At 60.9% G+C, this 23,573-nt stretch carries 19 protein-coding genes and 1 pseudogene; 6 read left to right on the forward strand and 14 right to left on the reverse strand.

All coding sequences use genetic code 11. The features are described from left to right. Positions 1–126: 126 nt before the first annotated feature. Positions 127–660 (reverse strand): annotated as a pseudogene (locus WA157_RS19645) (glutamine-synthetase adenylyltransferase); the annotation flags it as partial. Between the two features lie 15 nt (positions 661–675). Between WA157_RS19645 and WA157_RS19650 the strand changes: the two are divergent. Beyond that, a complete protein-coding gene (locus tag WA157_RS19650; RefSeq protein WP_422622592.1) occupies positions 676–4,821 on the forward strand; it encodes a YhdP family protein in 4,146 nt (1,381 codons plus the stop codon). Positions 4,822–4,860: 39 nt separating this feature from the next. On the opposite strand, the gene WA157_RS19655 is transcribed toward WA157_RS19650, so the two are convergent. Beyond that, positions 4,861–5,025: a hypothetical protein gene (locus tag WA157_RS19655; protein ID WP_422622593.1), complete on the reverse strand. Its 165-nt coding sequence runs from the start codon at positions 5,023–5,025 to the stop codon at positions 4,861–4,863. Here WA157_RS19655 and WA157_RS19660 point away from each other — a divergent pair. Both WA157_RS19660 and WA157_RS19665 read left to right on the forward strand, forming a co-directional pair. Next, positions 4,958–6,175, forward strand: a complete 1,218-nt coding sequence (locus WA157_RS19660) for a murein transglycosylase A (protein ID WP_422622594.1) — start codon at positions 4,958–4,960, stop codon at positions 6,173–6,175. The two genes, WA157_RS19655 and WA157_RS19660, sit on opposite strands and share 68 nt — an antisense overlap. 67 nt (positions 6,176–6,242) lie before the next feature. After that, a complete protein-coding gene (locus tag WA157_RS19665) occupies positions 6,243–7,196 on the forward strand; it encodes a chemotaxis protein (RefSeq protein ID WP_422622595.1) in 954 nt (317 codons plus the stop codon). A 19-nt stretch (positions 7,197–7,215) separates the two neighbouring features. Here the strand turns inward: WA157_RS19665 and WA157_RS19670 are convergent, their stop codons facing one another. Beyond that, complete coding sequence (locus tag WA157_RS19670) at positions 7,216–7,707, reverse strand: hemerythrin domain-containing protein (RefSeq protein WP_422622596.1); 492 nt, start codon at positions 7,705–7,707, stop codon at positions 7,216–7,218. On the opposite strand from WA157_RS19670, the gene WA157_RS19675 reads away from it, so the two are divergent. From WA157_RS19675 to WA157_RS19685, 3 genes are read left to right on the forward strand one after another with little or no spacing between them, the layout of a single operon-like run. After that, on the forward strand, positions 7,706–7,936 hold the full coding sequence (locus WA157_RS19675) for a hypothetical protein (RefSeq protein ID WP_422622597.1): 231 nt from the start codon (positions 7,706–7,708) through the stop codon (positions 7,934–7,936). The genes WA157_RS19670 and WA157_RS19675 overlap by 2 nt on opposite strands. A gap of 8 nt (positions 7,937–7,944) precedes the next feature. Beyond that, positions 7,945–9,159, forward strand: coding sequence for a 6-phosphofructokinase (locus WA157_RS19680; protein ID WP_422622598.1), 1,215 nt, complete (start codon positions 7,945–7,947; stop codon positions 9,157–9,159). A gap of 56 nt (positions 9,160–9,215) precedes the next feature. After that, complete coding sequence (locus WA157_RS19685; protein WP_422622599.1) at positions 9,216–10,160, forward strand: patatin-like phospholipase family protein; 945 nt, start codon at positions 9,216–9,218, stop codon at positions 10,158–10,160. Between the two features lie 7 nt (positions 10,161–10,167). On the opposite strand, the gene WA157_RS19690 is transcribed toward WA157_RS19685, so the two are convergent. The 11 genes from WA157_RS19690 to WA157_RS19740 all read right to left on the reverse strand — a co-directional run bounded on the left by WA157_RS19690 (position 10,168) and on the right by WA157_RS19740 (position 23,561). Beyond that, entirely contained in the window at positions 10,168–11,388 is a 1,221-nt protein-coding gene (locus tag WA157_RS19690) for an MFS transporter (protein WP_422622600.1), read from the reverse strand. A 6-nt stretch (positions 11,389–11,394) separates the two neighbouring features. Then, positions 11,395–11,829 carry a chromate resistance protein ChrB domain-containing protein gene (locus WA157_RS19695; protein ID WP_422622601.1) on the reverse strand — a complete coding sequence of 145 codons (435 nt, stop codon included), beginning with the start codon at positions 11,827–11,829 and terminating at the stop codon, positions 11,395–11,397. A 179-nt stretch (positions 11,830–12,008) separates the two neighbouring features. Next, entirely contained in the window at positions 12,009–13,385 is a 1,377-nt protein-coding gene (locus WA157_RS19700) for an aspartate aminotransferase family protein (RefSeq protein WP_422622602.1), read from the reverse strand. An 8-nt stretch (positions 13,386–13,393) separates the two neighbouring features. Beyond that, positions 13,394–14,728, reverse strand: coding sequence for a glutamine synthetase family protein (locus WA157_RS19705; protein WP_422622603.1), 1,335 nt, complete (start codon positions 14,726–14,728; stop codon positions 13,394–13,396). 163 nt (positions 14,729–14,891) lie between these two features. Next, the gene (locus WA157_RS19710) at positions 14,892–16,361 is read right to left on the reverse strand and encodes an aldehyde dehydrogenase (RefSeq protein WP_422622604.1); all 1,470 of its coding nucleotides are present in this window, start codon (positions 16,359–16,361) and stop codon (positions 14,892–14,894) included. A gap of 72 nt (positions 16,362–16,433) precedes the next feature. Next, the gene (locus tag WA157_RS19715) at positions 16,434–17,294 is read right to left on the reverse strand and encodes an ABC transporter permease (RefSeq protein ID WP_422622605.1); all 861 of its coding nucleotides are present in this window, start codon (positions 17,292–17,294) and stop codon (positions 16,434–16,436) included. A gap of 9 nt (positions 17,295–17,303) precedes the next feature. After that, the gene (locus WA157_RS19720) at positions 17,304–18,221 is read right to left on the reverse strand and encodes an ABC transporter permease (RefSeq protein WP_422622606.1); all 918 of its coding nucleotides are present in this window, start codon (positions 18,219–18,221) and stop codon (positions 17,304–17,306) included. A gap of 12 nt (positions 18,222–18,233) precedes the next feature. Then, on the reverse strand, positions 18,234–19,334 hold the full coding sequence (locus tag WA157_RS19725; protein WP_422622607.1) for an ABC transporter ATP-binding protein: 1,101 nt from the start codon (positions 19,332–19,334) through the stop codon (positions 18,234–18,236). Positions 19,335–19,433: 99 nt separating this feature from the next. Continuing rightward, a complete protein-coding gene (locus WA157_RS19730; RefSeq protein WP_422622608.1) occupies positions 19,434–20,603 on the reverse strand; it encodes an extracellular solute-binding protein in 1,170 nt (389 codons plus the stop codon). A gap of 90 nt (positions 20,604–20,693) precedes the next feature. Further along, on the reverse strand, positions 20,694–22,130 hold the full coding sequence (locus WA157_RS19735) for an aspartate aminotransferase family protein (protein ID WP_422622609.1): 1,437 nt from the start codon (positions 22,128–22,130) through the stop codon (positions 20,694–20,696). 63 nt (positions 22,131–22,193) lie between these two features. Next, positions 22,194–23,561, reverse strand: coding sequence for a glutamine synthetase family protein (locus WA157_RS19740; RefSeq protein WP_422622610.1), 1,368 nt, complete (start codon positions 23,559–23,561; stop codon positions 22,194–22,196). Between the last annotated feature and the right edge of the window lie 12 nt (positions 23,562–23,573).

Genomic DNA, 23,573 nt, shown 5'->3' on the forward strand with positions numbered 1-23,573 from the left:
TGTTGGCTTTGCAGGAAAAAGGAGGCGACGAGTCCGAGCGGCAGATAGGTTTAGGCAAAAAATGATCTGTGCTTGAAGTTTAGGCAGGCCATTTTTTGAAAAAATGGGGTTTCCGGTCAGGCACTAAATAGCCCGCACCGCCTTGGCAAAATATTCCTGATTTGAAATGCGGCCACGCCCCTGGCTATCGCCGGCGGTGTCGCCGTCTTCGTCGTAAACGTAGATCAGGTCGATGTCGCTCGACACGTTGAGCTCACGCGCACCGAGCTTGCCCATGCCGACGATCCAGAGTTGCGCGCGCGCGCCCGCTGCGGTCGTAGGCGCGCCGTGGGTCTGGTCCAGCGTCAACTCCACCTCGGCGCAGGCAGTGTTCAGCGCGAACTCGGCCAGGTCGGTCATGGCCTGCGTCACCTGCTGCAACGGCGCTTGCTGGTCGCAGTCCAGGCACAGCAAGCGCTCCAGCACCAGCTGGCGGGTGGTGCGCAAAGCGCTGGCGCTGTCCAGGCCCAGCGCGCGCAAGGCGTCACAGGCCTGCGCCATCGACGCCGGGCTTGGCAGGCCTGGGGGTAACAAATGCAGCTGGCTCTCAAATCGGCGACGAATACGCTGGCCAAAACGCGAGTGCGTTGACAAAGCGGGGCCGGTCATAATTCCTGTCATATTTACAAGCTCACAATGATTGACTTGACACCCGTCCCATCCTCACTGCTGAAAACCTGGACCATCGTGGCCCGCTGGTCGCTGGGACTGGTGTTGGCTGCGTGGTTTGTTTTTGGGCTGACCTGGGGGGCGTTGCATTGGCTGATTGTGCCGCGAATCGGCGAATTTCGCCCGCAGCTGGAAGCCTACGCCGCGCGGGCACTGGGGGTGCCGGTGCGCATTGGCGCCATTACAGCCCAATCGAGCGGCATGATTCCGTCGTTCGAACTGACCGATGTCGAGTTGTTTGACGAGCAGGGCCGGGAAGCCTTGCGCTTGCCGCGGGTTCTGGCCGCGCTGTCGCCCCGCTCGGTCTGGCGTCTGGGCTTTGAGCAACTGTATGTGGAGCGGCCACAGCTCAGTATCCGGCGAGCCTTGGACGGAAAAATTCGCGTGGCGGGGCTCGATTTCTCCCAAACCAGTGACACCGGAAGTAGCGCAGCCGACTGGTTTTTTTCGCAACTCGAATTTGTCATTCGCGACGGCAGCATTTTGTGGACCGATGAATTGCGGGCCGCCCCGACGCTGGCGCTGCAACAGGTCGACCTGGTGGTGCGCAATGCGGGCCGCCACCACAACCTTCGGTTCGATGCCACGCCGCCCGCGCTGTGGGGTGAGCGCTTCAGCGTGCGGGGACTGATGACGCAGCCCTTGTTGTCACGCCATAGCGGCCATTGGCGAGACTGGCAAGGCCAGCTCTACGCCGCCTTTGCGCGGGTGGACCTGTCCGAGCTGCAGCGCTACGCCGATGTCGGCGTCGATCTGCGCCAGGGCAAGGGCGCACTGCGCGCCTGGGTCGATGTCAGCCGGGGCCAGGTGACAGGCGGCACAGCCGACGTGGCCTTGTCGGAGGTCAATGTCACCCTGGGCGCGCAATTGCAGGCGCTGGAACTGCTGTCAGTCAGCGGGCGCCTGAGCGGGCGCTTGCCGGCCAACGGTTTTCAGCTTTCCACCCAGGCGCTGGCATTTGACACCCGTGACGGCTTGCGCTGGCCAGGTGGCAATGTCTCGGTTGATTACACCGCTGCCGAGGGCCGGGTTGCCGCACGCGGCGAACTCAAGGCCGACAAGCTGGACCTGCAAGCCCTGTCGCAGATTGCCGACCGTTTGCCGATTGACCCGGTGACCCGCGCGGCGCTGCTGGCGTATGCCCCCAAGGGGCTGGTGGAACGAATCCAGGCCAGTTGGCAGGGACCGATGGGCGCCTTCAGCCAGTATGCGGCCAAGGGCCTGGTCAATCAGCTGGAGCTGGCCGCAAACACGCTCAACATCGCACCTGCCCAAGGACTGCCGCCGCAGGACGCACCGGGCGTTCGCGGTGCCAGCATTGATTTTGACTTCAACCAATCCTCCGGCAAAGCCAGCATCAGCCTGAGCAACGGCGCCCTGGTGTTACCCGGGATATTTGATGAACCGGTGATTCCCGTCACACAGTTGTCCACCGAGGCCAAGTGGCAGGTCAAGGGTGACCATATTGCCGTGCAACTGCCCGACCTCAAGTTCAGCAATGCCGACGCCCAGGGTGATGCGCAAATTAAATGGGAGACCAGTGACCCAGCCAAGTCCAGCGGCCGCTCCCGGTTTCCGGGCGTACTCGATCTGCAGGCTACCCTGAGTCGTGCCGATGGAACGCGCGTGCACCGCTATTTGCCAAGCCTGATTGGACGGCCGGTACGTGACTATGTGCGTGATGCGGTGACGGCCGGGACGGCCAGCGGCGCCAAGGTCCGGGTCAAGGGTGATCTGAATGACATGCCCTTTCGAGACCCCAAACAAGGGGAATTCCGGGTTTCAGCCGATGTGAAGAACGCCACCCTGGTCTATGTACCGCGCAGTATCCAGGCGGCGCAGGCACTGCCTTGGCCGGCTTTGACACAGCTCAGTGGCGAACTGGTGTTTGACCGGGCGCAACTGCAGGTCAGAGGCGCGCGCGCCAAGATGGGGGCGGCGTCCAACTTGCAGATCAGCAAGGTCGACGCTTTGATCGCTGAGTTGAGCGATGCCACGGTGACGGTGACGGCCGAGGTTCAAGGCGCATTGGCCGAGGCGCTGGGTATCGTCAAGGGCTCCCCGTTAGGGTCCATGATCGGCAACGCATTGGACCGGGCTGTGGCGAGCGGCAGCGCTGATTACAAGTTGAAACTGAGCCTGCCCATCGCGGCCCTGGAAAAATCAACGGTACTGGGCAGCGTCACGCTGCGCAATAACGACTTTCAGATCACGCCCGAGACGCCTAAATTGACCGGGGCCCGGGGTGTCGTGAATTTCTCTGACAGTGGGTTTTCGATTGTGGGGGGCCAGGCGCGTCTCCTGGGCGGTGAGGCACGTCTGGAGGGGGGCTCGGTGGCACCGGCGGGCGCCACGGCCAGTCGCGCCGCGACCTCCGTGCTGATACGCGCCAGCGGCACGGTCTCGGCTGAAGGTTTGCGCCAGGCCCAAGAGCTCGGCTTTGGAGCACGCATGGCACAGCATGCCAGTGGCAGTACGGCTTACACCGCCGTGCTGGGTTTTCGCGGCGGCACGCCTGAGCTCACCGTCAGCAGCAATTTGCAGGGGCTGAGCCTGAGCCTGCCGGCGCCCTTGAACAAGAGTGCACAGGCGCTGCTGCCGTTTCGGCTGGAAACCGCGCTGCTGGCGCAGGCTTTGCCGTCCGGGCGGGGCTCGGCACCGCCCATGCGCGACCAGCTGACACTGAATCTGGGCTCGGTCGCTTCCATCAGCTATATCCGCGATCTCTCGGGGCCGGAGCCCCGCGTGACGCGGGGCCGCATCGGTGTTGGCTTGTCGCCACAAGAATCAGCCCCTTTGCCCGATGAAGGGGTGGTGGCCAACATCAACCTGAGCACCGTTGATCTGGACGCCTGGGGCGCACTGCTGGAACGTGCAGCGGGCAGTTCGCTGACCGACGCAGCGCTGGCCGCGGCAACGCCGCCAACAGTGCCAGGCGCCGCCGGGGCAGCGAGCGCGGCCCTGAGCTATCTACCCACCAGCATGGCGGTGCGGGCACAAACCTTGACTTTTGGCGGGCGCACGCTGCACAACGTCGTGGTCGGCGGCTCGCGCGAAGGGTTGCTGTGGCGGGCCAATCTGGCTGCTACCGAACTCAACGGCTACCTGGAATATCGCCAACCCTCGGACCTCGGGGAGGGTCGCTTGTATGCTCGGCTCGCCCGGCTGACCATTGCACCCAGTGCCGCCCGCGACATGGAGGCGCTGCTCGAAGAGCAACCAGCAAGCATTCCGGCGCTTGATATCGTGGTGGAGGATTTCGAGTTGCGCGGCAAGCGGCTCGGACGCGTCGAGGTGGAGGCGATTAATCGGGGCAGCAGCGCGGTGGCGCGGGAGGGCCTGGCACGCGAATGGCGGCTGAACAAATTCAACATCATTGCACCAGAAGCGGTGCTCACAGCCACCGGCAACTGGGCCGCAGTGGGCGCGCTGACCCCGCCGAGGGCGAACGCGGGTCGGCGCACGGTCATGAATTTCAAGCTGGCGATTGCTGACGGTGGTGAATTGTTGACACGTTTTGGCATGCCGGGCGTGGTCCGAAAAGGCCGCGGTCAGATGGAAGGGCAAGTGGCCTGGATGGGCTCGCCGATCAGCCTTGACTACCCGTCCATGACGGGTGCATTCACCGTCAACATGGAGTCGGGCCAGTTTTTGAAAGCCGACCCGGGCATGGCCAAGTTGCTGGGCGTCTTGAGTCTGCAGGCTTTGCCGCGCCGCTTGACGCTTGATTTCAGGGACGTCTTCAGTGAAGGTTTTTCTTTTGACTTTGTGCGGGGTGATGTCACCATCGAACAGGGGATCGCCAAGACCAACAATTTGCAGATGAAGGGCGTCAATGCAGCGGTACTGATGGAGGGACGCGCCGACATTGGAAAGGAAACCCAGGATCTCAAAGTGGTCGTGGTGCCGGAGATCAATGCCGGCACGGCATCGCTGATTGCCACGGTCATCAACCCGGCAATCGGAATCGGCTCTTTTTTGGCCCAGCTGTTCTTGCGCAAGCCGCTAACCGAGGCCGCCACCCAGGAGTTTCACATTGACGGCAGTTGGGCCGATCCCCAAATCAACCGAGTGCAGCGCAAGACCGGGGGCGCGAATGTCGCGCCGCGCTGACGATCATGGGCTTATGCTGCCCTTTGTGTCCAGGCGGCGTCAGGTCTTTTCAACCGGCGCTGTTGACTTTGGCGCGGCGGCGGCGTCGGGGGCGGCCGGCGCCGCTGGCAATTCACCCCGGCGGCGCCCGGAAAACATGGTCCACCAGACAATCAGCAGCAGCAGCAGCAAGGCTCCCAGCGCCTCCAGCAAGAGCAAACTCATGAATCGACTCCGAAGTACGGTCTTAAATATCTGCATTGTAGGGATGCTCGTCGCGTGCGGCAGCGTGCCGATACCGCCTCAGCAACCCGCTGCGCCCACGGAATTGGCCGCGCCGTCCGTCAGCGCCCGCCCTGATGATGCCGGGCCTCTGCCCGAGCCCATCGTGCGCGCCAAAAGCCGCTGGACAGCGGTGCGTTGGGCAGAATTGCCCGGGTTCGAGGACGACACCTTGTTTGAAGCCTGGAACGCCTGGATCAAAAGCTGCGAGCGACCGGGCCCGGTGTTTGCGCCTTTGTGCAGCGAGGTGCGGCGCTTGAGCATCGGCGACGAGCCACAGCGCCGGGCCTGGCTGCAGGCCCGGCTGCAGCCGTACCGGGTCGACACGTTGACGGGTGACGCAGAGGGCTTGCTGACCGCTTATTTCGAACCGGTGCTGGACGCCGCACGCAGCGCCAGCGCTGACTTCAGCGTGCCTTTGTACCAGCCGCCGCCGGGTCTGGCGCAAAACCTGCCTTGGTACACACGCGAGCAGATTGACAGCTCGGCGCGGGTGCAGGCGGCGCTCAAGGGCCGTGAAATTGTGTTTCTAAGCAACCCCATTGATGCCCTGGTGTTGCAGATACAGGGCTCCGGGCGGGTGCGCATCCACCAACCCGACGGCAGTCAAACCCTGGCGCGACTGGCGTACGCGGGCTCCAATGGGCAACCGTATAAAAGCGTGGGCCGCTGGTTACTCGATCAAGGGGCGGTGCGTGACGCCTCGTGGCCCGCCATCAAGGCCTGGCTGGTACAAAACCCGGGCCGCGTGAATGAATTGTTGTGGAGCAATCCACGCACCGTGTTCTTCCGCGAAGAGGCCATGTCGGAACTCGATGCGGCCTGGGGCCCCAAAGGGGCCCAGGGCGTGCCGCTGACACCCGGCCGCTCGATTGCGGTGGACCCGGGCAGCATTCCTTATGGCACGCCCGTGTGGCTGGCCTCCCGTGGCTCTGACCTCAACCTGCAAAAGCTGGTGCTGGCACAAGACACTGGCAGCGCCATCGTGGGCGGCGTGCGCGCTGACTACTTTGCCGGCTGGGGCCCTGATGCCGGCGAACTGGCCGGTCGTCTCAAGCAGCCCTTGCGCCTGTGGGTGCTGTGGCCCAAGTAGGTCCCCCGCAAGTTACCATCGACGTCCGCGGATTTTTTCGCCCCAATTGCCCAAAACGAATGAATTTATGAACCAGCCCATGCGCGATATTGACGAGCGAACCAATCTGACCGGCAACAGCATGTTTGAGTTGCTTTTGTTTCGTTTGGGTCAGGCCCCGGGTTCGCAGCGGCGCGAGTTGTTTGGCATCAACGTGTTCAAGGTGCGCGAGATCATGGTGATGCCCGAGATCACCGTCATGGTCAACGCCCCGCCTGCGGTCATGGGGGTGGCCAATATCCGGGGTCAGATGATTCCGGTCATCAACCTGCCAGCCGTGACCGGCTGCAATCCGACCCAGGGTTTGGGCATTTTGCTGGTCACCGAATTTGCCCGCACCACCCAGGCGTTTGCGGTGGAAGAAGTCAATGAGATCGTGCGGCTGGAGTGGAAACACGTGCTGTCGGCCGAAGGCAACGGGGGTGGCCTGGTGACCAGCATCGCCCGGCTCGACGGCAACGCCGAGAACACCCGGCTGGCGCAGGTGCTCGATGTGGAGCAGATTCTGCGCGACGTGTTTCCGCCACCGCCTCAGGCACTGAACGACGACGCCATGCTGCCAAAATTGCAGTTGCCGCCCGGCACGGTGATTTTGGCCGCCGATGATTCAGCGGTCGCCCGCATGATGATCGAGCAGGGTCTCACAGCCATGGAGGTCCCTTACATCATGGCCAAAACGGGCCAGGAAGCGTGGGACCGATTGCAGGCCCTGTCGGTGCAAGCCGCGACCGAAGGCAAGACCGCGCAGGACAAAGTGGCCCTGGTCCTGACCGACCTGGAGATGCCCGAGATGGACGGCTTTACGCTCACGCGCAACATCAAGCAGGATGTGCGCTTCAGGTCAATCCCGGTCGTGATTCACTCGTCCCTGACCGGCAGCGCCAACGAAGGGCACGTCAAGAGCGTGGGCGCCGACGCTTACGTGGCCAAGTTTGTCGCCGAAGAGCTGGCCACCACCATTCGCCAGGTGTTGACGCGTTGACGGCCAACACCGTCGGCCATCAAGGGGCTCGCTTAGCTCGGCCGGTCATGGCCTGTGCCAGGCGTGCCTTGGCTTCGGGGTAGACCAGGGATTCTTCCAGGGCGATATGGTCCTGGCACAGCGCCAGGAACACCTCGGCACCGTGCTTGAACTCGTCGGCGTCAAACCAGTTGTTGCCCAGGGCAATGGCGCGCAGCTGCGGCCCCAGCTCGATCCAGTTTTCTTCGATCCAGCCATGATCCTGGTGCAGGGCATGCACAGCCGCCACCAGTTCAGCATTGCCGCTGGTCAACAGCGCTGGAAACACGTTTTTCTCCTCCTCGGCATGGTGCTGGCGCGCGGTGCTGGAGAAAAAGGCTTCGATGGCCCCGGCCTGGCGCTGGGCTTTGGCATCCACGCCAGAGGTTTCCATCTGCCGCACCAGTGCTGCCAACTCAGCCAAATGCATCTGCATTTGCTGGTGGCAGGCATCCAGCGCAACAAAGCTGAAGGGTTCAGGGAAGGCGCTCATGGTTGACATCCTATTTAATCAGTTGGGCGCAGTGCTTGCGGCCGCACAACTGCAAGCTGGTCTGCAAAAATTTTTGGCTGGCGCCTATTATCAACAACACCTTACTGGCACGCTTGAGCCAAGTCAAGCGCTTGCGGGATTGGCGCCGCGCCAAATGCCCGTCACCGGCTGGCTGCTGTTTCAAAGGCACAATCACCCAATCGAATCCGAGCGTTCACCCAAACTTTGAGGACACCCATGGCATCCGGAAAAATACTTGTCGCCCAAGGCGGCGGCCCCACGGCAGTGATCAACCAGTCGCTGGTCGGCGTGGCGCTGGAGGCGCGCCGCTTTAGCCAGGTGGCGCACATCTATGGCGCGCGCCATGGTGTGCGCGGCATCGTTGACGAAGAGTTTGTGGATCTCACCCAGGAGACCAGCCACAACCTGGAACTGGTCGCCAACACGCCCTCAAGCGCCCTGGGTTCGACCCGCGACAAGCCTGATATCGCCTATTGCCAGGAGATTTTCAGGGTGCTGCAGGCGCATCAGATCGAACACTTCTTCTACATCGGCGGCAACGACTCCAGCGACACGGTGCGTATCGTCAGCCAGGAAGCACAAAAAGCCGGTTACCCCTTGCGCAGCATTCACATCCCCAAGACCATCGACAACGACCTGGTGGGCAACGACCACACGCCCGGCTTCCCCTCGGCGGCACGCTTTGTGGCGCAAGCTTTTGCCGGGGCCAACCTGGACAATGCGGCACTGCCCGGCGTCTACGTGGGGGTGGTGATGGGGCGCCATGCCGGTTTTTTGACCGCGGCGTCCGCCTTGGGCAAGAAGTTCCCGGATGACGGGCCGCACCTGATCTACCTGCCCGAGCGCACCTTTGTGCTGGAACAATTTCTGCTCGATGTAAAGACCACCTACGAGCGCTATGGTCGCTGCGTCATCGCCGTGTCCGAAGGCATTCATGACGCCCAAGGCACGCCGATTGCCGCGCTGTTGGCCAAGGAAATGGAGCACGACGCGCACGGCAATGTGCAGCTCTCGGGCAACGGCGCGCTGGCCGACTTGCTGTGTGATGAGATCAAGGCCAAACTGAAGATCAAACGCGTGCGTGGCGACACCTTTGGCTACCTGCAGCGATCGTTCATCGGCTGCGTGTCGGATGTCGATCAACGCGAAGCCCGTGAGGTCGGCGAGAAGGCCGTGCAGTTTGCGATGTGGGGCGGGCACGACGGCTCGGTGGCGATCAAGCGCACCGGTTTTTACTCGGTCGACTATGAGCTGCTGCCCCTTGACGCGGTGGCCGGCAAGACACGGGTGATGGAAGACGAATTTATCGCCGCCAGCGGCACCGATGTGACCGATGCGTTTCGCATGTACCTGCGCCCGCTGCTGGGGTCCGGCATGCCCGACGCCTTCCGGCTGCGCCACAATCCCGTGGCCAAGGTACTTCATAGATAAAATTGACCTCTAGCCCCCGTGCAATATACCTACTAAGCTATATATTTGATAGCAAAATGGCATCAGATCGAACCTTGAACCCGTCGGGCAAGCCCTGGCGAACCTTGCCAGCTGCGTGGCTGGGACTGATGTTGCTGCTCGCTGGTTGCGGCAGTGCGCCACCACTTTCGCCGCTGACGCCGATGCCGGTTGCAACACCGGCGGCCAAAGCAAAACCGGTCATCGGCCTGGTGCTCGGCGGCGGCGCGGCCAAGGGATTTGCCCACATTGGGGTGATCAAGGCACTCGAAGCACAGGGTATCAAGCCCGATCTGGTGATTGGCACCAGTGCCGGGTCACTGATCGGCGCACTTTATGCCGCCGGCAAAAGCGGCTTCGAGTTGCAGGCGCTGGCCATCCCACTCAACGAGTTTCAGGTCAGCGACTGGGTGCTGCCTGACCGCGGCATGATCAAGGGCGAGGCGCTGGCCCGGTTCGTCAACACAGCGGTGGGCAACCGCCCGCTGGAAAAGCTGCCCAGGAAATTCGGCGTGGTCGCCACCGATCTGGGCAGCGGCGAGCCGGTGGTGTTTCGCATTGGCAACACCGGCACGGCGGTGCGGGCGTCAAGCAGCGTGCCGGGTGTCTTTCAGCCGGTCAGCATCCGCGGCCACGAGTATGTCGATGGCGGCCTGTCCAGCCCGGTGCCGGTGCGCTTTGCGCGCGAGATGGGCGCCACCTTCGTGATCGCGGTTGACATCTCCGACAAGCCGCTCAATGGCAAACTCAACAGCACCTTTGACATCCTGATGCAATCGGTCACCATCATGGGCCAGACCATCGCGCGCTACGAGTTGCCGCTGGCCGACGTGGTGATCCGCCCCAACATCGCGCAACTGGAAGTGCTTGATTTCACGACCCGCCACATCGCGGTGCTGGAGGGTGAAAAGGCGGCGGCCCGGGTCATGCCCGCGCTGAAGGCAAAACTGGCGAGCTTCGGCGAACCGCAGGCGCTGCGGTAGCCCGGCCTTAGGCCGACTGGGACAAAGTTTCTTCCGGCGGTTTGACCGCCTTAAAACTTCGATAAAGCGCCAGGTCATACACGAGCTTGAGGCCGCCGCAGAGAAAGAAGGGCAGGCTGAACAGGGCGGGATTGGCCAGGAACAGGCCTGTCAACACTGGCGCAAGCGATGCGCCGACCGAGCGCGCGATGCCCGTCACACCCGCGGCCGCCGAGCGCTCATCGGCCGAAACGACGGCCATGGTGTACGACTGCCGGGTCGGCACATCCATCTGCGAAATGCTGAAACGCGCCAGCAGCAGGCCGATGGCCAAGGGCAGGTTCGGCATCAAGGGGACCAGGATCAGCAACAGGTTGGAGGGAACATGGGTGAAGACCATGGTGTTGATCAATCCAAAGCGCTTCGCCAGGGGCACCGCCAGCAAAGCCGATATCCCGGCCAGAACATTGGCACCAAAAAAGAGGCTTCCCAACAGGCCTGTGTCCACACCAAACTTGATGTGGAACCAATAGGCGATCATGCTTTGCAGGATCAGGCCGCCCGCGAAGGCATCAAGCGCGAACAAGGCCGACAAGCGCAGCACCACGGCGCGCGAGCGGTGCAATCCCAAAACAAGCCGGGTCCCGACCGGGGCTTTTTCCTGCACTTCGACGGCTGGCGACAGGGTCAGAAAAAGCAGCGTCAAAACCAGGCCACCGGCGGCGTAAGCGCCCAGCACCACTCTGTACGCGTCCAGCGCCAGCCAGCCCCGGCCCTGCAAAATCTGCACCACCCAGCCCCCGCAGAGCGCACCCGTCGCGGTCGCAAAGGAGCCCGCCAGGTTGTACCAGGCGAAGACCTGCGTGCGCTTCTGTCTCGGGACGATCTGGCTCAGCCCGGCCTGTTCGACCGGCAGAAAAGGCCCGATCTCGTTCCCGCTCGGGCTGATGACACCGACGATGGCGGCGGCCATCAGAAAGACAATGTTATCCGTCAGAATGAACACAAGTCCCGCGCCCAGCATCAGCAGCGCGCCTATCTGCAATGTGCGCCGCCTGCCGAACCGGTCCGCAAACGTGGTCAGCCAGAGTGAAACTGCGGCGTCGCCCGCCAGCGTCAACGAGAACAGCAAGCCGATTTGCGGGTCCGTCAGCCCGACTTGCGCAAGATAGAGAGCCAGCAGGAGAGACAGGAAGCCGTAGCAAAAAAGGCGGACGATACGCGCCGTGAAGAGAATTTTCAAATCCATCTGGCGTTATGCCCCGGCCACATCCAGCCTGCACCACGCATACAGCGCGTCGTAAACCTCAAATTGGTGCCGCAGGTTTTCCAGATCATCCGGAAAGCGCAGGCTGTAGCCGCTGGCAATTGCCTCCAGTCCGCGCGCGAGCGGATCCTGGTCGATGTCCGCGCCAACGTCCGCCGCATGGACGATTTTTGCCAGCCGCAACAAACCCGGCTCCTTCAAGTCATACTTCAAAATGATCGATTCAAAGGAACATCGGCCCTCGTGATGCCCGAGTTCCACGCCGGGCGCGTCAAACGGGATGGCGCCGCTCTCTTGGGCAACTTTGTCAATTTGGTTCTTGGGCACAAATAGAAACTCCGCTGTGCTGTCAATGAAACGGCTGATGAGCCACGGACAGGCCACGCGGTCAACGTGTACATGCGAGCGGGTAATCCATTTCATGGCAATCTCCTGTTGTGAACAGGGATGGTAAACACAAGCTCACACTTCAGACAAGCCCGGTCTCGCCGGGCGCACCGGACCAGGTCTTCAGCAGCGGTATCCAGGCTGACTTGACCACTGGCTGAGGCTGCCCACCAGGCCTATCAACGCCGAAGTGACAAGCAAAGTGGCCCGTTTTCCTAACCGGTGCATATGTCAGACAGCACTTCATCGAAAGCGTTGATAAGTTTCTGCACATGGGTTGGCGTTGTGGCCGGGCACACCAGCATCATGTTGTGAAAAGGCGTGATCATGACTTCGCGGTTGAGCAGCGCAAGGTGAATCAGGTGCTCCAACTCGGCATCCAGCGAGGCACGGGCTTCGCTGCCGTTACGCGGCGCCCTTGCACGGAACTGGAACTCGGTGCGCGCTCCCAGTTGCGTCACACACCAGGCCAAATGGTGCCGCGCAATGCAATCGCGCAAGCCATCGGCCAATGTGGTCGCCAGCGCCAGCATCGGGGCATAGACGGCGTCCGTCATCAACTCGCTGAGTGTGGCGCGCATGGCCGCCATGGCCAGCAGGTTGCCGCTGAGCGTGGTGCCAATACCGGAGTGACCGGGCGGCGCGCTGTGTTTGGCCCGCACGGCGCGCTCGGCCCACTCGGCGCTGAAGCCGTACACCGCGCAAGGCACGCCGCCGCCCACCGGCTTGCCAAGCACCATGGCGTCGGGCTGCAAGCCATGGGCACGCGCGTAGCCACCGGGGCCGCAGCTGATGGTGTGAGTTTCGTCCAGCACCAGCGCCGCGCCATGGCGGCGAATCAAGGTTTGGGCCGCCTGCCAGTAGCCTGGCTGGGGCAGCACCATGCCGATGTTGGTCATGGCCGGCTCGGCCAGCACGCAGGCGACGTCGCCCAGTGCCAGGGCTGCTTCCAGGGCGGCCAGATCGTTGAACTCCACCACCACCGTATGGTCCGTGAGGTCGTGCACCTGGCCGAGCAGGCTGGTGCGCGGGGTCGCGCGGCCGCCCTTCAAGTCAACAAACACATCATCGACGGTACCGTGGTAGCAGCCATTGAAGACGATCAGTTTGCGCCGACCACTGGCGGCGCGCAGCCAGCGCAGCACAAAGCGGTTCGCGTCGCTGGCCGTCATCGCAAACTGCCAGAACGGCAGGCCAAAGCGTGCGCTCAGCATGTCACCGACCACGGCTGCATCCTCACTGGCCAGCATCGCCGTGATGCCACGCGCAGCTTGGTGCGCCACGGCCCCGGCCACCGGCGCGGGCGAGTGACCGAACATGGCGCCGGTATCGCCCAGGCAAAAGTCGGCCAGGGTGTGGCCGTCGGCGTCCACCACGTGCGCACCTTGGGCTTGTACCGCTTGCAGTGCAAACGGCGTGCCCCAGTCGTTCATCCAGTGCAAGGGCACGCCAAACAACAGGTGTTGCGCGGCACGTCGGGCGAGCGCCTGCGAGCGTGGGTTGCGCGCGATAAAGCAAGCGCGCTCTTGTTGCAGCAGCGCTTGGGCGCGCGCCCAATTCAGGCCGCTGCGGCTGTGAGAGTCGTCATGCATGGTGAATCTCAGACCAGCAGCAGCAAATGCTCGCGCTCCCAGGAACTGATGACGCGGTTGTAGGTGCCAAATTCAAGTTCCTTGACGGCACAAAAAGCATCTACAAACAGCGGACCCAGCAGCTCCCGCATGGAGGTACAGGCGCGCAGCAGCTCGATCGCATCCTCCAGATGGCGCGGCAACTCGTGCGGCAGATTCCAGGCGCTGCTGCCCAAGGCTTCGTCGGGTTGGCGTGCTTCCAGCATGCCCTGGTAGCCACAGGCCAGAGTGGCCGCAATGGCCAGATAGGGATTGACATCGACGCCCGGCACCCGGTTCTCTACCCGGCGGTTGTCCGCGCTGGACTGGGGGATGCGGATACCGCAGGTGCGATTGTCGTAACCCCAGCGCACGTTGGTCGGGGCTGATAAAAAGGGGGCGAGGCGCCGGTAGGAGTTGACGTAGGGCGCGAACATCGGCATGACCTGCGGCACGTAGTTCTGCAGGCCGGCGATATAGTGAAAAAGCGCTGGACTGGCGCTGCCGTCGCTCTGGCTGAAGATATTTCGGCCATCGGTGTCAAGAATGCTCTGGTGAATGTGCATCGCGCTGCCGGGCTCGGCCTCCATCGGTTTGGCCATGAAGGTGGCAAAGATGCCGTGGCGTAGCGCGGTCTCGCGCACGGTGCGCTTGAACAGGAACACGCGATCGGCCAACTCCAGCGCTTCGCCATGGGCAAAGTTGATCTCCATCTGGCCGGCCCCCGCTTCGTGAATCAGCGTCTCGACGCCGAGCCGATGAATGTTGCAAAAGCTTGATAGCTCCATGAAGAACGGATCAAAGTCGTTGACCGCATCGATTGAATAGCTTTGCCGCCCGGCTTCGGGCTTGCCGGTGCGCCCGATCGGGGGGTGCAGCGGCTCGTGCGGGTTTTGCTGGCGCGCCACCAGAAAAAATTCCATCTCGGGTGCCACCACCGGTTGCCAGCCGCGTTGACGGTAAAGGTCTAGCACGCGGCGCAGCACGGCGCGCGGCGACAGGCTCACCGGGGAGCCATCGGGCTCCAGGCAATCATGGATGACAACGGCCACCGGTTCGGCCGCCCAGGGAACGATACGAAAAGTGGCCGGGTCGGGCTTGCAGATCATGTCGGGGTCGGTGTCGCCGACGTAAGGCCCGTTGTCAGGCTGCTGGCCGTTGACGGTGTTGAGCAGCACGCTTTTGGGGAGCCGCATTTCACCGGCACTGAGGAACAGGTCCTTGGGCAGTATCTTGCCGCGCGCAATGCCCGTCATGTCGGGGATCACACATTCCACCTCATGAATGTGGTGCTGCGCGATGAGTTGGGCAATCGGTTCGGTCATGGGCGGGCTTTCGGGTGGGTGCTCATCATTCAAAAGGCGCTGGCGTCACCATCACACACCGCGTGGGCAACTTCCGCGCCTCAAGTAGCTATTGTTTTAGTAGCTATCTACGCTTATTCAACGGGGGCTACAGCCTGTTTTTATATAAGTCTCTTCAGGCCCATCAAACCGGGCTGTCAATGCGGATCCAGGTGGTCTTGGTCTCTGTGTATTTGTCAAAAGCATGCAGTGACTTGTCACGCCCGACGCCACTTTGCTTGAAACCACCAAAGGGGACGGTGATGTCGTCTTCGTCATACTGGTTCACATGCACCGTGCCGGCGCGCAAGGCACGCGCCACACCGTGTGCCTTGTTGATATCGCGCGTCCAGACGGCGGCTTGCAGGCCATAGACGCTTTGATTGGCCTGGCGTACCACGGCGGCGGCATCGGTGAACGAAAGTACCGACAGCACCGGGCCAAAGATTTCTTCACGCGCAATCGTCATGTCGTTGTTGACACCATCAAAGATAGTCGGCTGCACATAGCAGCCGCCGGTCTCCTGGAGTGCCTGCGCGCCACCGGCCAGCAATTTCGCGCCCTCGCGCTGGCCAACTTCGATGTAGCGCAGGACCGAGTCCATCTGCGTTTTGTCCACGATCGCGCCCATGACGGTCGCCGGGTCCAAGGGGTTGCCGGGTGCAAAGCCCGGCACCAGCGCCAGCGCCTTTTCCAAAAACTTCTCCTTGATGCTGGCCTCGACAAACAGGCGCGAGGGCGCGTTGCAGCTCTCCCCCTGGTTGAAGAAAATACTGCCTACCGCCGCCTCCACCGCCTTGTCCAGATTCGGGCAGTCGGCAAACACGATGTTGGGCGACTTGCCTCCTAGCTCGGTCCAGGCGCGCTTGAGGTTGCTCTGCGCGGCCATGATGTGAATCTGTTTGCCCACCCGGGTCGAGCCCGTGAACGCGATGCAATCGACGTCCATGTGCAAGGCCAGGGGCGATCCTGCCTGCGCCCCGTAGCCGGTCACCACATTAAAGACGCCGGGCGGAATCCCGGCTTGCAGCGCCAGATCGCCCAGGCGCAAGGCCGTCAACGGGGATTTTTCACTGGGCTTGAGCACCACCGAATTGCCCGCCGCCAGCGCCGGGGCGATCTTCCAGGCGGCCATGATCATCGGGTAATTCCACGGCACGATCACACCGACCACCCCGACCGGCTCGCGCTGAATCAGGGCCAGCCCCGTGCTGGCCGTCGGTGCGATTTCGTCATAGATTTTGTCCACGGCTTCGCCATACCAGCGAATGCAATTGGCCGCGCTGTTGACATCCACCGCACGCGCGTATTGGATGGGCTTGCCCATGTCGAGCGTTTCCATCAGCGCCAGCTCATCGGCGTGCGCCAACAGCTGATCCGCAAATTTGATCATCACCCGTTTGCGCGCCGCCGGGGCCATGCCACGCCAGCGCCGGTCTTCGAACGCAGCGCGGCCTGCTGCAACTGCCGCGTCCACATCGGCCTGCCCACAGCGCGCAACCACCGTCAACAAGCGCCCATCCACCGGGGAAATACAGTCAAACGTCGCGCCGTCGCGGGCATCGACACGCTGGCCGTTGATCAGAGCGCGACCATCGAATTGTTGATTTGTCATCGTGACCTCCTACGAAAAAATGGAAGGTGCGCCAGGGCACCCAGAACGTGCGTGCATAAAAAAATGGGCTGGCTACTGCGCCTGCAAGGCAAGCAGTTCAGCGCGTGTGGCGGCCGCAATTTCACGCTCACGTTTGCGCGTCTGGCGCGCCACCCACACACTGTAGGTGATGACCACCAGCGTCACCGACGCAATCAGCAGCGTGGCAGCCGCGTAAATGGTCGGATTGATACCGCGCCTGGCATAGCCAAATATCACTTGCGGCAAGGTATTGACCCCTGGGCCGGATAAGAACTCGGCGATCACCACATCGTCAAACGACAAGGTAAACGCCAGCAAATACGCGGCCAAGACAGCCTGCAAAATATTCGGCAAGGTGATCAAAAAGAACACCTGAAACGGTTTCGCACCCAGGTCCATGGCGGCTTCTTCAATGGCGCGATCCATCTCCAGCAAGCGCGACTGCACCACCACCGTGCCATACGCCATACCCAGCAACATATGCCCCAGCACAATGGTCAGCATGCCGCGTTGCGGCCAGCCCAAGGCGTTTTGCACGCCCACCATCAACAGCAGCAGCGACAAGCCAATGACCACCTCGGGCATGACCAGCGGCGCATTCACCATGCCAGAAAACAGTGTGCGCCCGGCAAAGCGGCGGTAACGCACCAACACAAAAGCCGCAAAAGTGGCAAGCACCGCCGAGGCCACACCAGCCGCCGTGGCAACCTGCACGGACAACCAAAAGCCATCGACGATCTTGGTGTCGCGCATCAAAGCCGCGTACCAGCGCAGTGAAAAACCGGTGAACACCGCGTCCTGGCGGGTATTGTTGAACGAGAACACCACCATGAAAAACAGCGGCAAATACAAAAACAAGAAGGTGACCGCCAGCCAGGCTTTGCCGAAGTAACGATTCAACAGTTTCTTCATGACCGCTCCTCAATGACGCGCTTCGGCCGGGTCGCCGGTGAAGTGGTAGTAGACAGCCAGTGGCACCACAATCAAGCCAATCATCACCACCGCCAATGCAGAGGCGCGCGGCCAGTTGTTGCTGGTGAACATTTCGTCCCACACCACGCGGCCAATCATGATGTTTTCCGGCCCGCCCAGCAGCGACGGAATCACGAACTCACCGACACAGGGAATAAACACCAGCATGAAGCCAGCAATGATGCCGGCCTTGGACAGCGGCACGGTGACAAGCCAAAACGCCTTGAAGGGCGAGGCCCCCAGATCGTAAGCAGCCTCCAACAAGCGGATATCCATCTTGACCAGATTGGCGTACAGCGGCAGCACCATGAACGGCAGATAGACATAGGTCATGCCCACCAGCATCGATACATCGGTGTAGAGCATTTGTATCGGCTCGGTGATGAGCCCCAGAGCCAGGAGCATCTGATTCAGCACGCCCTGATCGGCCAATATGCCCTTCCAGGCATAGACCCGCAGCAAAAACGAGGTCCAAAATGGCAGCATCACCATCATCAGCAACGCCGGTCGCAAACTGGGGGCCGAGCGAGCGATGAAATACGAAAAAGGGTAACCCATCACCAGGCACAGCACCGCGGTGCACAGCGCGTACCAGATCGAGCGCACGTAGGCCTCGATGTAAATGGTCTGAAACAGCCCGCCACCGTCACTCGACTGAAAAATGGAATAGTAGTTTTCGTACTTGAGTTTGAGCAGGCCGGTTTCAGAGTCCCAGATCGGCTTGAAGGGCGAGATGTCGTTGCCCATGTCGACAAAGCTGATGTAGAGCAGAATCAAAAACGGCAGCATGAAAAACACGACGAGCCAGACGGAGGGCACGCCAATCACAAAGCGCCTGCCGGGTAGGGTGAGGTTCAACTTGGCCATGGCGCACCCCGCTTAGTCGCGCAACACCACGCCAGCGCTGTCGCTCCACCAAAAAAACACATCGTCTTCCCAGGTGATGTGGCTCAGCTCGTGGCGCGAGGTATTGGCCTCGGTGATCTTGACCCGCTTGCCGTCTTCAGTCTGAACGATAAAGGTGTTGTACGAGCCGAAGTAAGCGATTTCCTTGACTTTGCCGGCAAATACGTTGTGATCTGCGGTCGGACGTTCTCTGTTGATTTCAATTTTTTCTGGCCGCACCGCAATCGCAGACGGCATGTTCAGCGCCCCGCTCACACCGTGACTGACATGGATTTCACCCATGCTGGTGGCCACCGCGCAATGGTCTGGCTGATCGATGCTCAGCCTGCCGTCAAACAAATTCACGTTGCCAATGAAATCCGCCACGAAGCGGCTGGAGGGATGCTCATAAACCTCTTCAGGCGAACCCACCTGCAGCACCCGCCCCTTGCTCATGACGGCAATGCGCCCGGCCATGGTCATGGCTTCTTCCTGATCATGCGTCACCATGACGCAAGTCACGCCGACTTTTTCGATGATATTGACCAGCTCAAACTGGGTTTGCTCGCGCAACTTTTTGTCCAGCGCCCCCAGCGGTTCGTCCAGCAGCAGCACCTTGGGCTTTTTCGCCAGACTGCGCGCCAGCGCCACGCGTTGCTGCTGTCCACCGGACAACTGGTGCGGCTTGCGTTTGGCATAAGGGGTGAGTTGCACCAGGTCGAGCATTTCGCCGACACGCTGCTGAATGTCGCTTTTGGGTAGCCCCTCGCGCTTGAGACCAAAGGCGATGTTTTCCCAGATATCGAGATGCGGAAACAAGGCATACGACTGAAACATCATGTTGAAGGGCCGCTCATAAGGCGCCAGCCTGGCCACGTCCTGCCCGCTGAGCAAAATCCGCCCGGAGGTGGGTGTCTCAAACCCGGCCAGCATGCGCAGCAGGGTGGACTTGCCACAGCCTGAGCTGCCCAACAGCGCAAAAATCTCGCCCTGTTTGATCGACAAATTCACCTCATCAACCGCCACCGCCTCGTCAAAGCGCTTGACCAGTTTTTCGGTCACCAGGTAATTGTCTCGGGAGCCAGCTTCAGCCATGCGTAGACCTCAGGTTTGAACATTCATCCGAACAAATAAAAAGGGCTGCTTATACCCAGCGTACAAACAGCCCTTGATCAAGCAAGCCAAAATACCGGCTTATTTGCCTTTTTTGAAGCTGTTGTAGACCGTGGCCATGGCCTCGCGCGCTTCATTGGTGAAGCTGCTCGGGGCAATCATCTTGGCAAAGTAGTCTGACTCAACAAAAATGGTCTTGTTGCCGGCAATCTCAGGCTTGATTTTGTCCATCGCTGCCTTATTCGCCGTCGGGTAGTTCATTTCGTTGGCCATGAGAGCCGCATTTTCAGGACGCAGATAGAAGTCGATGAAGGCCAGCGCGTTGTTGGGGTGCTTGGCATCTTTGGTGATGGCCATGGTGTCAAAGAAAATCAGTGCGCCGGTGCTGGGCAACAGCGACTCGATGACGTCTTTGGACTTGTTTTCCTTGGCGCGATCAGCCGCGATGTTGATGTCACCCGACCACCCAATGGCCACGCAGGCTTTGCCGCCGGCAATGTCGTCGATCATGGTCGAGCTGAAAATGCGCACGTCTTTGCGCACCTTGGCCAGCATGTCACTCGCAAGCTTGTAATCAGCCGGATCGTTCGAATACGCGTCCTTGCCGATGTAGTGCAACGCGACCGGGATGATTTCGGTGGGCGAATCCAGGTAGGCAATGCCGCAGGATTTCAACTTGCTGGTGTATTCGGGCTTGAACACCAGATCCCAGGCGTTTTCAGGCATGGGTGTTTTGCCCAGCGCTTTGGCGACCTTGGTCTTATTGATGCCCACGGTGGTAAAGCCCCAAGCCCAGGGGACCAGGTACTTGTTGCCTGGGTCGGTGTTTTTGGCCAGCGTGGCCATGATGGCCGAGTCCAGATTGCCCAGGTTCTTGATCTTGGCCTTGTCCAGCGGCTGGAACATGCCGCCTTCAATTTGCGGTTTGGCAAACACCGAGCCCGGCACCACGATGTCATAGCCGGTGTTGCCCGCCACCAACTTGGCATGCAGCGCTTCGTTGGTCTCGAAAGTGTCGTAATTGACTTTGATGCCGGTTTCTTTTTCAAACGCGGCCGTCATACCTTCGGGAACATAGTCAGGCCAGTTGTAGATGTTGAGGACTTTTTCTTCGGTGTTCTCCGCCACTGCTGCAGGCGCACTCACCGCCGCAGCGGGTGCCGCTACGGGCGCAGGTGGCTCCTCTTTTTTGCCGCAGGCAGCCAACACCAGCGCAGACAGCGCAAATGACCATAGATACTTTTTCATCATGAAGAACGCTCCGTTTGTGAGAAAGAAAATAAAGGTATTACAAATACGAGGCTAGCAAAAAACACGCCACAAAACTACTGGGATAAACGCTCAGATCAGCCCTTTTTGGTGCAGTTCCTGTTGCGTTAAATCGAGCGCCTGTCGAATCAGGCGCAGCATCTCATCAATATCGTCGTGCGTCATGGTCAATGGCGGCGCGATGATCATGCGGTCACCCACGGCGCGCATGATCAGACCGTTTTGAAAGCAGTGTCCGCGGCACATCATGCCGACGCCCAGCGCCTCGGCAAAACGCTCACGCCGTTTTTTGTCCTTGACCAGAACCAGACCTGCCGTGAAGCCGCAGGTTTCAGCCACGCCGACCAGCGGGTGTTCGGCGATTTTCTCGAAGCCGCGCGCCAGGTAGGGGCCAATGTCGTCGCGCACACGTTGCGGCAGTTGCTCGCGCTCCATGATGGCCAGATTGGCCAAGCCTACCGCGCAAGCAACTGGGTGCCCGCTGTACGTATAACCGTGGTTGAACTCGCCACCTTTTTCAATCAGCACCTTGGCAACGCGGTCGCCCACCATGACCCCGCCCAGCGGGATGTAGCCACTGGTGACGGCCTTGGCGAAGGTCACCAGATCGGGTTTGTAGCCAAATTTTTCATAGGCGAACCAATGTCCGAGACGTCCAAACGCACAGATCACTTCATCGCTGATGAGCAGGATGTTGTACTTGTCGACGATGCGCTGAATCTCGGGCCAGTAGGTCGCAGGCGGAATGATGACGCCACCGGCGCCCTGAATGGGCTCGGCAATGAACGCGGCCACCTTATCGGCACCCACTTCGACAATTTTCGCTTCCAGCCAGCCAGCCGCACGCAGTCCAAACTCAGCCTCACTTTCACCGGGCAGGCCGTTTTCAAAAAAATAAGGCTGGCCAATGTGGGTGATATTGGGAATGGGCAAATCCCCTTGTGCGTGCATGCTGCTCATGCCGCCCAGTGAGGCGCCCGCCATGGTGCTGCCATGGTAGGCGTTAAGCCGGCTGATGATGACCTTGCGCTGCGGCTGGCCCAGCAGGTCCCAATAACGACGCACCATGCGCACGTTCGAGTCATTGCTTTCACTGCCGCTGGACGAATAGAAGACGTGTTGAAAGCTGCGGCCGTCTACTTCGGGCGCCAGGGAGGCCAGGCGCGCCGCCAGTTTGACGGCAGGCACATTGGTGGTCTGGAAAAAACTGTTGTAGAACGGCAGCGTCATCATTTGCTGGTAGGCGGCATCGGCCAACTCCTTGCGTCCGTATCCGACGTTGACACACCACAAACCACTCATGGCGTCGAGCAGTTTCTCGCCTTCCGAATCCCAGATGTAAACACCCTCAGCCCGGGTGATCACGCGCGCGCCGCGCGTCGCCAGGTCGCCGTGATCGGTGAAGGGGTGAATGAAGTGCGCACTGTCGAGCGCCTGCAGCGCCTGGGTGTCGTACTGCTCGGTGCGGCGTACCCATGCGGGCGGGGGAATCAGGGTCGACGGGTTCATGATGGGCTCCTTCAAACGGGTTCAGACGTGACAGCGTTGGCGGACAGACTCAAACACAGGGGGTTAAACATGCAACAGCAGATGCTCGCGCTCCCAGGGCGAAATCACCTTCATGAATTCATCAAACTCAAGCTCCTTGATTTCGGAGTACACCGTGATGAATTCCTTGCCGAGCACCTCATGCAGGTCCGATTCGCGGCGCAACCAGTCCAGCGCCTCGCCCAGACTGCGGGGCAAGGAATAGGGCGCCAGGTAGGCGTCGCCCTTCATCTCCGGCTTGGGTTTGATCTTGTTTTTTATTCCGAGGTAGCCACAGGCCAGGGTCATGGCCATGGCCACATAGGGATTGGCATCGGCGCCGATCACACGGTTTTCGACCCGGCGCGCTTGCGGCGACGATATCGGCGAGCGGATGCCCACGGTCCGGTTGTCATAACCCCATTCAATGTTGATCGGTGCAGCCGAATTGCGGGACAGCCGGCGGTAGCTGTTGACGTAAGGCGCCACCAGCACCATGGCCGCCGGAATGTAGCGCTGCAAGCCGCCGATGTAGTGCATAAAGGTTTCGGATGGTGTGCCGTCCTCGTTGCTGAATACGTTTTTGCCGGTCACCACATCCAGCAGACTTTGGTGCACATGCATGGCACTGCCTGGCTCGCCGGCAATCGGTTTGGCCATGAAAGTGGCGTACATGTCATGGCGCAGCGCCGACTCACGGACCGTGCGCTTGAAAAAAAACACTTCGTCCGCCAGTCCCAGAGGCTCGGCATGGAAAAAATTGATTTCCATCTGGCCGGCGCCGACTTCATGGATCAAGGTATCGACATTGAGTTCCATCTTGTCGCAGAAGTCGTAAATTTCTTCAAACAAGGGGTCAAACTCGTTGACCGCATCAATACTGTAGGCTTGGCGCGAGGTTTCGGAGCGTCCGCTTCGACCCACCGGTGCCCGCAGCAAAGTGTTGGGGTCGGTGTTGCGCGCCGTGAGATAGAACTCAAGTTCGGGTGCCACAATGGGTTGCAGGCCTTGCGCGGCGAACAAATCACAGACCCGACGCAAAACAGTGCGCGGCGCATAAGGCACCAGATTGCCCTGGTGGTCGAAGCAGTCATGAATCACCTGGGCCGTGGGGTCGGTGGCCCAAGGGACGATGCGCACTGTCGTGGGGTCTGGGCGCAACTGCATATCCTTGTCGGTGGGGTCAATCACGTCGTAGTACGGCCCACTTTCAGGAAACTCTCCCGTCACACCCATCGCCACGATCGCCTGCGGCAAGCGCATACCCCGGTCTTCAGTGAACTTGGCGCGTGGCAGAATTTTTCCGCGCGCGACACCGGTCAAGTCGGGCACCAGGCATTCCACCTCGGTCACGCGGCGCTCATTGAGCCATTGCTCCAAATCATTGAAGTTCATGGTTTTCTTGTCGTTCATCAGTTACTCCTC

The sequence above is a fragment of the Rhodoferax ferrireducens genome, assembly GCF_049302455.1.
GTDB classification, from domain to species: Bacteria; Pseudomonadota; Gammaproteobacteria; order Burkholderiales; family Burkholderiaceae_C; genus Rhodoferax; species Rhodoferax ferrireducens_B.